The sequence below is a fragment of the Lentzea sp. NPDC006480 genome (genome assembly GCF_040611995.1).
Lineage (GTDB): Bacteria > Actinomycetota > Actinomycetes > Mycobacteriales > Pseudonocardiaceae > Lentzea.
This window is the reverse complement of record NZ_JBEXPJ010000218.1, coordinates 1-13735: the sequence shown is the minus strand read 5'-3', so window position 1 is coordinate 13735 and position 13735 is coordinate 1. Positions and strand designations below refer to the sequence as shown.

The 13735-nt window shown below is 70.3% G+C and carries 15 protein-coding genes; 12 read left to right on the top strand and 3 right to left on the bottom strand.

Translation table 11 applies throughout. The features are described 5' to 3' along the window. Positions 1-1193, top strand: a 1193-nt coding sequence (locus tag ABZX92_RS42100) for a GAF domain-containing protein (protein ID WP_355571150.1), incomplete at its 5' end; no start/stop codon positions are given. A 3-nt stretch (positions 1194-1196) separates the two neighbouring features. Here the strand turns inward: ABZX92_RS42100 and ABZX92_RS42095 are convergent. After that, the gene (locus ABZX92_RS42095) at positions 1197-1853 is read right to left on the bottom strand and encodes a response regulator transcription factor (RefSeq protein WP_355571148.1); all 657 of its coding nucleotides are present in this window, start codon (positions 1851-1853) and stop codon (positions 1197-1199) included. 76 nt (positions 1854-1929) lie between these two features. After that, positions 1930-2157, bottom strand: a complete 228-nt coding sequence (locus ABZX92_RS42090; protein WP_355571146.1) for a hypothetical protein — start codon at positions 2155-2157, stop codon at positions 1930-1932. A gap of 117 nt (positions 2158-2274) precedes the next feature. On the opposite strand from ABZX92_RS42090, the gene ABZX92_RS42085 reads away from it, so the two are divergent. From ABZX92_RS42085 to ABZX92_RS42075, 3 genes are read left to right on the top strand one after another with little or no spacing between them, the layout of a single operon-like run. Continuing rightward, entirely contained in the window at positions 2275-3015 is a 741-nt protein-coding gene (locus ABZX92_RS42085; protein ID WP_355571144.1) for a hypothetical protein, read from the top strand. Beyond that, positions 2994-3560: a CBS domain-containing protein gene (locus ABZX92_RS42080; RefSeq protein ID WP_355571142.1), complete on the top strand. Its 567-nt coding sequence runs from the start codon at positions 2994-2996 to the stop codon at positions 3558-3560. Before ABZX92_RS42085 ends, ABZX92_RS42080 begins: the two co-directional genes overlap by 22 nt. Further along, positions 3557-4432, top strand: coding sequence for a universal stress protein (locus ABZX92_RS42075; RefSeq protein ID WP_355571140.1), 876 nt, complete (start codon positions 3557-3559; stop codon positions 4430-4432). Before ABZX92_RS42080 ends, ABZX92_RS42075 begins: the two co-directional genes overlap by 4 nt. 196 nt (positions 4433-4628) lie before the next feature. Here the strand turns inward: ABZX92_RS42075 and ABZX92_RS42070 are convergent, their stop codons facing one another. Further along, positions 4629-5075: a universal stress protein gene (locus ABZX92_RS42070; protein ID WP_355571138.1), complete on the bottom strand. Its 447-nt coding sequence runs from the start codon at positions 5073-5075 to the stop codon at positions 4629-4631. Positions 5076-5332: 257 nt separating this feature from the next. Here ABZX92_RS42070 and ABZX92_RS42065 point away from each other — a divergent pair, with 257 nt between their 5' ends. From ABZX92_RS42065 to ABZX92_RS42030, 8 genes are all read left to right on the top strand, one after another. Then, complete coding sequence (locus ABZX92_RS42065) at positions 5333-5701, top strand: DUF4010 domain-containing protein (RefSeq protein WP_355571136.1); 369 nt, start codon at positions 5333-5335, stop codon at positions 5699-5701. Positions 5702-5778: 77 nt separating this feature from the next. Beyond that, positions 5779-6282, top strand: coding sequence for a universal stress protein (locus tag ABZX92_RS42060; RefSeq protein WP_355571134.1), 504 nt, complete (start codon positions 5779-5781; stop codon positions 6280-6282). Beyond that, positions 6279-8855 carry a GNAT family N-acetyltransferase gene (locus ABZX92_RS42055; RefSeq protein ID WP_355571132.1) on the top strand — a complete coding sequence of 859 codons (2577 nt, stop codon included), beginning with the start codon at positions 6279-6281 and terminating at the stop codon, positions 8853-8855. The genes ABZX92_RS42060 and ABZX92_RS42055 overlap by 4 nt, the downstream gene beginning before the upstream one ends. Positions 8856-8885: 30 nt before the next feature. Continuing rightward, positions 8886-9335 (top strand): universal stress protein, encoded by a 450-nt coding sequence (locus ABZX92_RS42050; RefSeq protein ID WP_355571130.1) that lies wholly within the window; start codon positions 8886-8888, stop codon positions 9333-9335. Then, complete coding sequence (locus tag ABZX92_RS42045; RefSeq protein WP_355571128.1) at positions 9332-9724, top strand: CBS domain-containing protein; 393 nt, start codon at positions 9332-9334, stop codon at positions 9722-9724. The genes ABZX92_RS42050 and ABZX92_RS42045 overlap by 4 nt, the downstream gene beginning before the upstream one ends. Then, positions 9705-12230: an HAD-IC family P-type ATPase gene (locus ABZX92_RS42040; protein WP_355571126.1), complete on the top strand. Its 2526-nt coding sequence runs from the start codon at positions 9705-9707 to the stop codon at positions 12228-12230. Before ABZX92_RS42045 ends, ABZX92_RS42040 begins: the two co-directional genes overlap by 20 nt. Beyond that, the gene (gene ppk2, locus ABZX92_RS42035) at positions 12230-13021 is read left to right on the top strand and encodes a polyphosphate kinase 2 (protein WP_355571124.1); all 792 of its coding nucleotides are present in this window, start codon (positions 12230-12232) and stop codon (positions 13019-13021) included. Before ABZX92_RS42040 ends, ppk2 begins: the two co-directional genes overlap by 1 nt. 230 nt (positions 13022-13251) lie before the next feature. Further along, positions 13252-13707: a hypothetical protein gene (locus ABZX92_RS42030; protein WP_355571122.1), complete on the top strand. Its 456-nt coding sequence runs from the start codon at positions 13252-13254 to the stop codon at positions 13705-13707. Positions 13708-13735: the final 28 nt, after the last annotated feature.

Below are 13735 nucleotides of genomic sequence, written 5' to 3'. Positions count from 1 at the left end.
TCTACATGACCGAGAAGCTCGGTGGCGGCGAGTTCACCGCGGACGACGAGGTGGTGCTGGAGGCGTTGGCCGCGGCGGCCGGTGTCGCGGTGGAGAACGCCCGGCTGTTCGAACGCTCGCGGATGCGTGAACGGTGGCTGGAGGCGACCGCGGAGATCAACGCCCAGCTCCTGGCCGGCGCGACCGCCGAGGACGCGTTGCGGCTGATCGTCCAGCGCGCCGTGGAGCTGGCGTCAGCGTCGTGGGCGGTGGTGCTGCTGCGAGATGGGAAGGAACTCCGCAAGGCGGCGCATGCCGGAAACGAAACTGCCCCCGACAGCTTCGCCGTTGACGCCCCGGTGCTCGCTCAGGTGCTGGACACCGGCGCACCGGCGCTGATCGAGGAAGTGGACGGCCAGCTCGGCGACCTCCCCTCCCAGACCGGCGCCGCGGTGGTGCTGCCACTGCGCGCCGGCACCACGGTGACCGGCGTGCTGATCGCCTTCCGGGACAAGGACGCGGCTGCGTTCGGGGCGGATCTGATGCCGCTGCTGGCGTCGTTCGCCGACCAGTCCGTTGTCGCGACCGAGTTCGCCGAGAACCAGAACGCCAAGCGGCTGGTCGACGTGCTGGAGGACCGGGACCGCATCGCCCGTGACCTGCACGACCACGTGATCCAGCGCCTGTTCGCGACCGGCATGAGCCTGCAGGGTGCGCTGACCTGGGTGACCCACCCGGAGGCGCGCAGGCGGGTGACCAAGGCGGTCAGCCAGCTCGACCAGACCGTGCTGGAGATCCGCACCTCGATCTTCGACCTGCAGGCGGACTCCGGTGACACCGGCCTGCGGCGCAGGCTGCTCAACATCGTCGCGGAGATCACCGAGGACGCCGAACTGAGCCCGGTGATCCGCATGTCCGGCACCATCGACAGCCTGGTGCCCGACTACATCGGCGAGCACGCCGAAGCAGTGGTGCGCGAGACGGTGAGCAATGCGTTGCGCCACGCACGCGCCACCGAGCTGACGCTCACCGTCGAGGCAGGCGACGCACTCATCATCACGATGGTCGACAACGGGCTGGGCATGCCGCCGGACGTCGCTCGCAGCGGCCTGCGCAACCTTGAACAGCGCGCGGCCGAGCTGAACGGCGCACTCACCGTCGGAGAAGAGCCAGGCGGTGGCACGCGGGTGACGTGGCGGGTCCCGCTGGACTGAGCGTCAGCCGGTCTCGTTGTCGTGGGTGGGCTTGCGCAGCTGGGAGGCGAGCACGGCGGCCTGGGTGCGGCGTTCGAGGCCGAGCTTCGCGAGCAGGTGCGAGACGTAGTTCTTCACGGTCTTCTCCGCGAGGAACATCTTCTCCGCGATCTGCCGGTTCGTCAGGCCGTCACCGATGTGGTCGAACACGGTCCGTTCCTGCTCGGTGAGCGCGCGGACCGGGTCGCCCTGCTCGCGTTCGCGGCGGATGCGGTTGAGCAGCGCGGCGGTGGAGCGGGCGTCCAGAAGGGACTGTCCTGCTGCGACGGTCTTCACGGCCGTCGCGAGGTCGGTGCCCAGGATGCGCTTGAGCACGAACCCGGACGCGCCGGCCATGATGGCGTCGAACAGTGCCTCGTCGTCGGTGAACGAGGTGAGCATCAGGACATTGAGCTCGGGCATGCGCGAGCGCAGCTCACGGCACAGCTCGATGCCGTTGCCGTCGGGCAGCCGCACGTCGAGCACGGCCACGTCGGGGTTGGTCGCCGGGACCATCGTGAGCGCCTCGGTGACCGAGGCCGCCTCGCCGACGACCTCCAGGTCGGGGGAGGCACTGAGCAGCTCCCTGATCCCGACCCGGACGACTTCGTGGTCGTCCACCAGGAAGACTCGCGACACCACCGCAACCACCTCTCTCGATCGTTCCGAGATCACGATCTCTCAGCCGAGCAGCGGTACACAGGGACCAAAGACCCTGTCACCTGGAATCCAGGGTCCTGCGGACTCGCTCGAACTCCTCGGTGTCGATGTCGCCCTTGGCCAGCCGGTCCTCCAGTATGCGGGTCGCGGAGCTGGTGCGCGTCGGGTGGCGCGGCAGCACGACGGCCAACGCGATCAGACCGCCCCAGAACACCAGCATGGTCAGCGCCATCATCGAGAATCCGCCCCAGCCCATCGGGGTGCCGTAGTACCAGGTCATCGTCATCGCCTCCGGGTCCCAGGGTCGTCCGGTCGATCCGGCCGTGCGGAGAGTCGAAGTGCCCGTCCGGGGTGAGCAGGTCCGCCCTGTCCGCGAGACGGGGTGCGGCGGAATCGTCAAGGCATGCGATGGAACCCAGCAGAGGCCTCCGAAATCGTCGACGCGGTCGCCAAGGCGCCCGTGTACAGCGCGGACCGCCCGTGGACGCTGGAGCTGCACGGCCGGTCGGTCTACCTCTTCGAAGCAGGGCAACGGTCCGAGCACGACCCGCTCGGCTTCGACCGGCTGCTCTCCTGCGGTGCCGCGCTGGAACACGTCGTGCTCGCGATCCGGCACGCCGGGTGGCACGTGCACGTGGTGTTCCCGACCGACCAGGCCAGCCCCGACGTGCTCGCCGTGGTCCGTGCGGACCGCCGCCAGCCACCGGATCCACAGGACCTCGACCTGCACCGGGCGATCCGCCTCGCCGACGCGTCCGGTGCGGGTGACGCTCACAAGTTCGGATGGGCGAACCACTGGGCGGGAACCGAGCTGCGCGCCCTGAACGACCACGAACTCGTCGTGATCACCACCGGCGACCGCCGCCCCGACCACGTCCGAGGAGGCGCGGCGCTGCAGGCCGCGGTGCTGGCCGGTCGAAGCGCGGGAGTGGCGGTCCGGCCGGTGGTGCACCTGGTGCACCGGCGCGAGTGGCGGGCAGGTCTGATCGAACGGCACGAGCTCGCCGGTTTCCCGCAGGCGCTGGCGATCGTCGCTGCCCTGGGCCCGGCCGGCACGGGACCTGCCACTGCCTCCGCCGCGCGTTCCGATTCCCAGCGTCGAACCAGGAAGGGAGTTCCGCTATGCGTGCTCGCGACATCATGACCAGCCCGGTGATCACCGTGACGCCGGCCGTACCGCTCAAGGGCGCGGCCGCGCTGATGGTCTCGCACGGGTTCACCGCGCTTCCCGTCGTCGATGACGACAAGCGGCTCATCGGCATCGTGACCGAGGCCGACCTGGTGCGCGGCCGGTACCTCGACGAGGGCGGAGCCGTGGTCGCCGACGTGATGACCACGCCCGTCGTCGCGATGGACGCCGCGGCACCCGCCGAGATGCTCGCCCGCGTGATGATCGACGACCGCAGGCGGTGCGTCCCGATCGTCGACGGCTCCACGGTCATCGGGGTCGTCACCCGCCGCGATCTCGTTCGCGTGCTCGCGCGAGCCGACACGACGGTGACCGCGGAAGTCCAGCGCGTGCTCGACATGTACGGCGGCGGTCGCAAGTGGACGGTCACCGTCCACGACGGCGAAGCCGTGATCGGCGCCTCGACCACAGATGAAGACACCGAACGGGTCCTGCTCGCACTCGCCGACGCGGTGCCGGGAGTGCTCCGCGCCCGTGTTCTGACTGGAGGACAACGATGAAGGCCCCATCCGCTCCGATCGTGGTCGGTGTCGACGGCTCCGCCTCGGCGCTGTCCGCCGTCACCTGGGCCGCACTGGAGTGCGCCCGGCACAACGTGGCGCTCCGGCTCGTGCACGCCTACGTGCTGCCGACCCGCGGCTACCCCGCGATCATCCTCACCGGCAACGAGATCCGCCAGGCGATCGAGCAGCTCGGCCGCGACAAGCTGGACGAGGCCACCGCCGCCGCGCGGGCGGCCGCACCGGACGTCGAGGTGACGACCGAGATCGTGTGCTGCGGCTCCACCACGCTCCTGATCGAGGAGTCGAAGACCGCACGGCTGGTCGCGGTCGGCTCCCAGGGCCTGGGCACGGTGACCGGCATGATCGTCGGCTCGACCGCGCTTGCGTTGGCAGCGCACGGGAAGAGCCCGGTCGTCGTCGTTCGCGGCACCGCTGTCGCCAACGGCCCGGTGGTCGTCGGCGTCGACGGGTCTCCGACGAGCGAGGCCGCGCTGGCGTTCGCCTTCGAGACGGCGTCGATGCGCTCGGCACCGCTGACCGTGCTGATGTGCTGGCAGGACTTCATGGTGGAGAGCGCCTACACCGCGTCCCGGTTCTCGGTGGACTGGGAGCAGGTGGAGGCCGACGAGCGCCGGTTGCTGGCGCAGCGGCTCGCCGGGTGGCAGGAGAAGTACCCGGACGTGCAGGTGCAGCCGGTGGTCGTGCGGGATCGCCCTGTGCGGGCGTTGATCCGGTATGGGGCTGAGGCTCAGCTCGTGGTGGTGGGCAGCCACGGGCACGGCGGGTTCGCCGGCATGTTGCTCGGCTCGACGAGTCAGGCGCTCGTCTACAACGCGCCGTGCCCGCTGGCGATCGTGCGGCCCGAGTAGGAACCGGATGCCGCTGACCGGCACAGACAGGATCAAAAGGCTCACCACCAACCCAAGATCACCCAGCACTTCCTGCTACCGGCCGCGCCACGCGGCGCAGGCGACGGCCGGTTGGGGTGTCGTCAGAGCCAACGCCTTGGAATCAACCGTCCAGGCGGCGAACCGCAGCCCGAGGCCGGTTCTTGTCCGATCCCTGCTACCTCGTGGACGCAGGAGGAATGACCACGACAGGGCACTCGGCATTGCGCAGACAGGCCGCGGCGACTCCGTGCGAGAGGAATTCGCGGACAGCTCCACGTCCGCGTGTGCCGATCACCAGCAGCTCGGCGTGTTTCGAGGCGTCGGTCAGGTGGTCGGCTGCGTCCCCGACGACGACGCACTCGGAGACGTCTGGGGCGTGCAGCATCGTGGCGCGTACCTGCTGCACGGTGTCGTGGAGCTCGCGCGCGGGGTGTCGTCGCGGCATCTCGCCGTGCGGATTGAGGCCTACCGGCACGGCCGGCACGATCACCGGTTCCTGGTGGTAGGCCAGCATCGCCTCCACTCTGGCGCCCCGGTGTGACGCTTCCTCCATCGCCCACCGCAGCGCCGCGCGCGATTCCTTCGAACCGTCTACGCCGACCAGGATCACAGGTGTCCTCATTGCTGCTCCCATCGCTCGGATCCAGCGTCCGGCTCGGGCGTAACCGCTGGCAGGGACGAACGTCACGAGCCGGGTGAGCCCATCCGCACTGCTGACGCGCACACGCGAGGCGAACCCTCGATCCAACGGAACGGAGGACGCCATGTAGGCGAGAACAGGAGACTGGCTGGTGTTCCCCGATCCGGACACCCACCTCGTCACGGCCGAGGTGACCGCGATCGCGAGTCCGCCGGTCGCGTTGAGACTCCTGTCAGCGATTGGAGCAGGCGCGGTCGTGCTGCTGGTCGAGGTGGCGTGGCTGGTGTGGCACGCTGGCCGCGATCCTGGTCCTGTTCCTCGTCGGCACCCGTGTGGCGGCGGGCAGGCTCGGTGGCGGGGGAGTGGTGGCCGCCGGAGCACTGGGCGGGCTGGCTGACGCGCACGCAGCGGCGAATGCAGCGGCTTCCCTTGCGCCGCAGTCGATCCCGGTGCACACAGCTGTGCTGGCGGGTGGTGCGGCGCTGGCCACGAACACGGCCGTGAAGCTCGTCCTGGCCACGGTGGCCGGTGGGCCGCGGTTCGCGTGCCAGCTCGCGGCACGGCTCGTGCCGGTCGTCGCCGCCGTCGGGCTGGGCATGGCCTGGTAGGCCGGGGACGAAGGTCCCGAACGGCGCGGGACCGCGGGCACTCACCTGCCGCGGCGCGGACCGCGAGGCTGAAGCACATGAGCGAGAACGAGTCCCGGCCCGTGGTGGTCGGCATTGATGGATCACCGGCCGCCCAGGCGGCGTTGCGGTGGGCCGTGGAGGATGCTCGGCGGCGCGGGTGCCCGGTCGACGTGATCACGGCATGGCACCCGGACTACGGCGGAATGATCGGCCCGGTGCCTGCCGAGATCCTGATCGCGATGTCCCCGCAGGTGATGAAAGACATGGCGCAGAAGGCACTCGACGGTGCGGTGCGCGGGTTCGAGGGCGTGGAGATCCGCCCGATCCTGGTCGAGGGCGACCCCGGGGACGCGCTCACCAAGGCGTCGGAGGACGCGGAGCTGCTCGTGGTCGGCAGCCGCGGGCACAACACGGTGGTCGAGGTCATCCTCGGCTCGGTCAGCTCCTACTGCGTGCACCATGCCGCGTGCCCGGTCGTCGTGATCCGGGAGCCGAAGGTCGAGAAGGAACACGCGCTCGCCGCTGCGGCCGCGTCGCTGACGCCTGGACCGCTGCTGTGAACGCGGCGGCGTTGCTGACGGACGGCACGGTCGTGACTGTGCGCGAGCTGGGCCCCGACGACGTGTCGGCCCTGCTCGAACTGCACCGCGGCCTGCCGATCGAGGACCGGTACCTCAGGTTCTTCAGCACGTCGCCACGACAGCTGGAGGACTTCGTCGAGCGGATGGTCTCGCCCGACCCGCCCCGGCACGTGGTGCTCGGCGCGTACCGCGAAGGCCGGCTGCTGGGTGCCGCGAGCTACGTGGTGGTGCGCGAGACGGACTTCGCGGAGGTCGCGCTGGTCGTGTCGCACGCCGAGCAGGCCCACGGTGTCGGCACCCTGCTGCTGGAGCACCTCGCGTCGCTCGCGCGGAGCCGGGGTGTGCGCCGCTTCACCGCCGAAGTCCTCACGATCAACGGCCGCATGCTTCGGGCGTTCACCGACATGGGCCTCGTCACGGGGATCGTGCCCGACGGCGAGGTGATCTACATCGAACTCGTGCTCGAGCCCGGCGAGGCCTACCTCGACGCGACGAGCGCCCGGGAGTCGCGTGCCGACGTCGCGAGCCTGACCCACGTGCTGCGACCCGCCTCGATCGCGGTGGTCGGCGCCGGGCGATCGCCAGGTTCGGTCGGGCACGCGGTACTGCACAACCTGGTCGACGGCAACTTCACCGGTGACCTGTACGCGGTGAACCCGCACGCGAAGTCGGTGGCCGGTGTCGACTGCTGCAGCTCGGTCGGCGAGCTGCCGGAGGCACCCGAACTGGCGGTGTTGTGCGTACCGGCGAAGGCTGTGCCCGCCGTCGCCGAAGAGTGCGGCCGCCGCGGTGTTCGCGCGCTGGTCGTCATCTCGTCCGGCGTGAACGCGGAGGAACTGCTGAAGCCGGTTCGAGCGCACGGCATGCGGCTCGTCGGACCGAACTGTCTTGGTGTGTCGACGAGTTCGCCGGGTGTGCGGATGAACGCGACGTTCGCCGATCACGGCCCGCTCGCTGGACGCATCGGGTTGGTCACCCAGTCCGGCGGCATCGCGATCGGTGTGCGGGAAGAGCTGCGCCGCCTCGGCCTCGGCCTGTCGAACCTGGTCTCCACCGGCGACAAGCTCGACATCAGCGGCAACGACCTGCTGATGTGGTGGGAACAGGATCGTGAGACGGCGATCATCGCGCTCTACCTGGAGTCCTTCGGCAACCCGCGCAAGTTCGCCCGCATCGCCCGCCGGGTCGCCGCGAGCAAGCCGGTGCTCGCGATCCGCGCGGCCACCAGCGAGGCCGGCCAGCGCGCCGCCGCCTCGCACACCGCGTCCACCGCCACCTCGTCGGTCACCAGGGACGCCTTGTTCCGCCAGGCGGGCGTGATCGCGGTCGACAGCGTGCCGGAACTGACCGACACCGTGATGGCGCTGAGCTGGCAACCGCTCCCGAGTGGACGGTCGGTCGCCGTGCTGAGCAACGCCGGCGGACTTGGTGTGCTGGCCGCGGATGCCTGTGTCCGCCAAGGCCTGCACATGGCCACACTCGGCGACGAGACCCGCACGGCGTTGGCACAGCTGGTCCCGCGGACGGCCAGCGTGCACAACCCCGTGGACACCACCGCGGTCGTCGACGAGGCGACCTTCGCCCGCTGCCTCGACGTCATCGGCGCGGACCCCGCTGTCGACGCCGTGATCACCGTGACGGTGCCGACCGCACTCGGCGACCCCACCGGCGGCGTGCACGACATCGCCGGCAAACCAGTGCTCGCGGCACGCACCGGCCAAACCGAACGGCTCGCGGGCGAAGTGCCCTGCTACGCCGAGCCCGCTCGCGCCGCCGCGGCACTGGCACGGCTGGCGGAACGCGCGGACTGGCTGGCCCGGCCGAGGGAGTTCGCCCGCCTGGGCCGGATCGACCTCGACGCGGCGAAGGCGATCGTCGCCCAGGGCCAGGGCTGGCTGCCGCCGGACGAGGTCGTGTCGCTGCTGACCGCGTTCGGACTTCCGGTGCTGGGCGGAACGCTCGCGACGACCGCGGAGCACGCGGTGGCCGCCCAGCAGGCCTACCACGTCCCGGTTGCGCTCAAGGCCGTCGCCGACGACCTGCTGCACAAGAGCGAGGGAGGCGGCGTGGAACTCGGCGTCACCGACGCGGGCGGGGTGGCGGAGGCATTCCGCGCGTTCCAGGAACGCTTCGGCGACCGGCTGCGCGGTGTGTTCGTGCAACCGATGGCCAAAGGCGGCCGCGAGCTGCTGGTCGGTGTCGTCACCGACGAGAAGTTCGGACCGCTCGTCGTCACCGGACTCGGCGGCGTGGACACCGACCTGCTCGACGACCGCGCGGCCGCACTCGCACCACTGTCCACAGCGGACGCCGACGACCTCCTGCACGGCTTCCGCACGGCGGGCCACGTGCTCGCGGGGGCAGACGAACAGGCCGTGCGGGAAGTGCTTTTGCGGGTGGCCGAACTGGCCGGCGCATTGCCGGAGGTCGTCGAGCTCGACATCAACCCGTTGGTGCTGACGGACACGGGGTGCGTGGTCGTGGACGCGCGAGTGCGCGTTGCCCAGGCCGAGCACACCGATCCGTTCCTGCGCCGCTTGCGCACCCCCTGACGAGAAACTCCGAAACCGAGGGAGACAGCCATGAGCACCAAGCCGATCGTGGTGGGCATCGACGGGACGCCCGCGTCGGACCGAGCGCTGGAGTGGGCCCTGGACGAGGCCGTCGTGCGCGGCTGCCCGGTGCACGTCGTTCATGCCTGGACCTTCGAGGCGCTCTCCGACTGGACCGAGACCACCGAACAACGCGCCAGGACGGAGTCGGGGGAGCTGATCGAGAAGGCGTTGCAGGCCGCCGGTGCGCGACGGCAGGAGCTGCCCGAGATCGTCCGCGAGAGCGTGCGCGGCGACGCCGCCGAGACGCTCGAGAAGGCTTCGGAGGGCGCCGCCATGCTGGTCGTCGCCTCGCACACCGGACACCGGATCCGTCAGATCGTCCTGGGTTCGACGAGCATGCACGTGGTGCGCCACGCGCACGCGCCGATCGTCGTCATCCCGGTGAACGACCGCGAGCTCGCGGAGAGCACGCGATGAAGGCCGCCGACGCGATGATCCGACCACTCGTCACCGTCGGACCGCGCGACTTCGCCCGCCACGCCGAGGGGCTGATGGACGACTTCGGCCTGACGATGCTGCCCGTCGTCGACGGGAACGTCTTCCTCGCCGTGGTGACCAAAGCCGGTTGCCGCGGTGGGGGCGACTCGCCCAAGGTCGAGCAGGTCATGTCGCAGCCGGCGCTGACGGTCGGGCCGGAGTTCGACGTGGCGACGCTCTTCGAGGCGATGACCCGCTACGAGGTGCTGTGCGTGCCGGTGCTCGACGACGGCCAGGTCATCGGCATGGTCACCCGGCTCGACGTGCTGCGGGCCATCAGCCACGACGACCCGCACCTGCGAGTGGGCCATGCCGCTGAGCACGGCTGACCGCGAGGACGTCGTCCACCACGGACTGCCGGTGGCCGAGGTCGTCCTGATCGCGGAGAGCGACGAGGTCACCGGTCTGTCCACCGCCCAGTGGCGGGACCGGCTGGCCGCGCTCGGGCCGAACGAGCTGCCCGCCCAGCGCGGGCAGAGCTGGGTGGTGCGGCTGCTCGGACAGCTGCACCACCCGCTCATCTACGTCCTGCTGGTGGCCGCGGGCATCACCGCGGCCCTGGGCGAGATCGTGGACGCCTCCGTGGTGTTCGGCGTCGTCGTGGTCAACGCCGTCATCGGGTTCATCCAGGAGGCGCGTGCCGAACACGCACTGGACGCCTTGACGGCGATGGTGCGCACCGAGGTGACCGTCGTGCGCGACGGTCTCACCGCACGGGTCCCGTCCGCCGAGCTCGTCCCGGGCGATCTGGTCGTGCTGGAGGCGGGCGACCAGGTCGGCGCTGATCTCCGGCTGGTCACCACGAAGGAGCTGCGCGTCGACGAGTCGGCGCTGACCGGTGAGTCTCTGCCGGTGGCGAAGAGTCCGGTGGCGTTGCCCTCGGACACCGCGCTGGCCGACCGCACCAACATGGCCTACTCCGGCACGCTCGTGACCGCGGGCGGCGGGCGTGGTGTCGTGGTCGCCACCGGCACGGACACCGAGATCGGCCGGGTGCACCGGTTGGTGAGCACGACTGCGACCGTGGAGACGCCGCTCACGCGCAAGCTCGCGCGGTTCAGCCAGATCCTGACTGTGGTGATCCTCGGGCTCGCGGCGGTCAGCGTCGTGGTCGGCGTGCTGCGCGGCGAGCCGCTCGCCGAGATGGTCACCGCGGCTGTGGCTCTCGCGGTCGGCGCGATCCCGGAGGGCCTGCCCGCCGCCGTCACCGTGACGCTGGCGATCGGGGTGGCCCGGATGGCCCGGCGCAACGCGATCATCCGGCGATTGCCCGCTGTCGAGACCCTGGGCAGCACCACGGTCATCTGCACCGACAAGACCGGAACCCTCACCGCCAACGCGATGACCGTCGGAACGGTGATCGTGGGGGACAGGCGGTTCGAGCTGTCGGGCATCGGCTACGCCCCGAGCGGAACCGTCACACCCACGGCGACTCCGGCGTTGCGCGAGTGCCTGCTGGCCGGTCTGGCGTGCAACGACGCGCGCATCGTTCAAGACGGCGAGCGCTGGCTGCCCGTCGGGGATCCGACCGAGGCCGCGCTTGTCGTGGCCGCGCGCAAAGCCGGGCTCTCCCACGACGACGTGCCGGAACGAGTGGACACGCTGCCGTTCAGCTCGGAACGGCTGTTCATGGCGACGCGGCACGCGAACGACGTCGTGTACGTCAAGGGCGCGGTCGAACGCGTGCTCGCCCTCGCCGGGCTCGACCACTGCGCCGAAGCCGAGGAACTGGCCCAGGCCGGACTGCGTGTGCTGGCGATCGGACGTGTGGCCGGTGCGGAGCTGTCCGAGGAAGGCCTGCGGGGCAACGTGGAGCTCCTCGGCGTCGTCGCCATGAGCGACCCCGCCCGCCCCGAGGCCATCGAGGCCGTGCACGCCTGCCAGGCCGCCGGCATCGAGGTCAAGATGATCACTGGAGACCACCCGGCCACCGCCCGCACGATCGCGGCGGAGTTCGGCATCTCCTCCGTCCACGCCCGCGTCGCGCCCGAGGAGAAACTGCGGCTGGTCAAGGAGTTCCAGGCAGGCGGCGAGGTCGTCGCGATGACCGGCGACGGCGTGAACGACGCTCCGGCGTTGCGGCGCGCGGACATCGGTGTGGCGATGGGCAAGGGCGGCACCGAGGTGGCCAAGCAGGCCGCGGACATGGTGCTGACCGACGACAACTTCTCGTCGATCCGCGCCGCCGTGGAGGAAGGCCGCGCGGTCTTCGACAACCTGCGCAAGTTCATCATCTGGACGCTGCCCACCAACATGGCCGAGGGCCTGGTGATCCTCACGGCGATCCTGCTCGGAGCGGCGCTGCCGATCCTGCCGGTGCAGATCCTGTGGATCAACATGACCACCGCGGTCGCACTGGGGCTCACGCTGGCCTTCGAACCGCGCGAAGCGGATGTGATGAACAGACCGCCGTTGCCGCCGTCGTTGCCGTTGCTGACCCGGCAGGTCGTCGGCCGCATCGTGTTCGTCTCCGCGATCCTGCTCGCGTGCTCGTTCGGCGCGTTTCGCTGGCAGCTCGCCTCGGGCGCCACGCTGGAGGTCGCGCGCACGGTCGCCGTGAACGTGTTCGTCGGCGCCCAGATCGCGTACCTGGTCAACTGCCGGTCGCTGGAGAAGTGGCGGCCGGGCACCGGCCCGAACCGGTGGCTGTGGGTGGGCGTGGCGCTGACGGTGGGGCTGCAGTTGTTGCTGACCTACGGACCGTTCATGAACACGCTGTTCCACACCGCTCCGCTCGGGTGGCAGCCGTGGCTGGTGGTATTCATGCTGAGTGCGGCGGCCTACGTCGCCGTGGAGCTGGAGAAGTGGCGGCAGCGCCACGGGAAAGGCAGCTGATGGCCAAGCTGGGGCGCGAGGTCTACGAGCAGGAGCTGCTGCGGTTGCAGACCGAGCTGGTGAAGCTGCAGGAGTGGGTGAAGGCCACCGGCGCCCGGCTGGTGGTGGCGTTCGAGGGCCGCGACGCCGCGGGCAAGGGCTCGGCGATCAAACGCATCACCGAGCACCTCAATCCCCGCGTCGCCCGGATCGTGGCCCTGCCCGCGCCCAGCGAACGCGAGCGCACCCAGTGGTACTTCCAGCGTTATGTGGCACATCTGCCGGCGGCGGGCGAGATCGTGCTGCTGGACCGCAGCTGGTACAACCGCGCGGGCGTCGAACGCGTGATGGGCTACTGCACGCCGGAGGAGCACCGGTTGTTCCTCCGGCAGTGCCCGCTGTTCGAGCGGATGCTCGTCGAAGACGGCGTCCTGCTGCGCAAGTACTGGTTCTCGGTCAGTGACGCCGAGCAGGAACGCCGGTTCCGCAAGCGGCTCGACGACCCGCTCAAGCAGTGGAAGCTGTCCCCGATGGACCTCGAGTCGTTGACGCACTGGGAGGACTACTCGCGCGCCAAGGACGAGATGATGGTGCACACCGACATCGCCGAATCACCTTGGTACGTGGTGGAGGGCGACGACAAGCGCCGGGCGCGGATCAACATGATCGCCCACCTGCTCAGCACGATCGACTACCACGAGGTCACCGCACCGAAGATCAAGCTGCCCGCGCGGCCACCGTCGAGCGGCTATCAGCGCACGGCACGTGCGTTGCAGCGGGAAGTGCCGGATCACGCAGCCAAGCTCGTCTGAACGTCGGAGAAGAAGCCCTGGGCCGCAGCAAGACTCGCCCGGCAACGGAGGCCGTTGAGGAGCAGTCGCGGTACCAGCGGTGCAGCCGGCACCCGACGCGCTCCAGCAGGTTCCGCCCGAACTCCTTCCTCGGCGAGCATCACAGCGAGACCAGGGGCTCATCGGTGACGAGACCAAGGTCCCTGGGGCCCACAGCTTCCACCCGGAATCCTTGATTCTGGAGGTGGACCATGACCGCGAACCCGATGCCCCGACTCGTCCGGAGGGTGTTTCCCGGACGCAATCCGCTCGCCACGTACGGCGATCGCCTTGAGGGCGCGGTGCTCGCGCTGGGGGTCGTGGTGACACTGTTCGCCGTCCCGGTGGCAGGTGCGATCGGCTCGGAGATCTACGCGACGCACGAGTCGCGCGTCGAGGTCGAGCAGAGGAGCCGGACCCAGGTGGAGGCGGTGCTCGTGCAGGACGCGCCTTCGATGAGTGGAGCCTCCAGCAGCGAAGCGCTGGTGGAGAGGACCGAGGCGACCGCGTCCTGGCACACGCCCGACGGGACTGCTCGGTGGGGTGTCGTTCGAGCGCCGTACGGTGCCGAGGCCGGTACCGCTGTGCGGATCTGGGTGGATCTCGGCGGTGAGGTTTGTCGGGCTGCCGCGGGACTTCTTCGCCGCGGTGCGTGCGGACGCCGCTGAGCGTTCGGTGAAGTTCAGCCCGCAGACC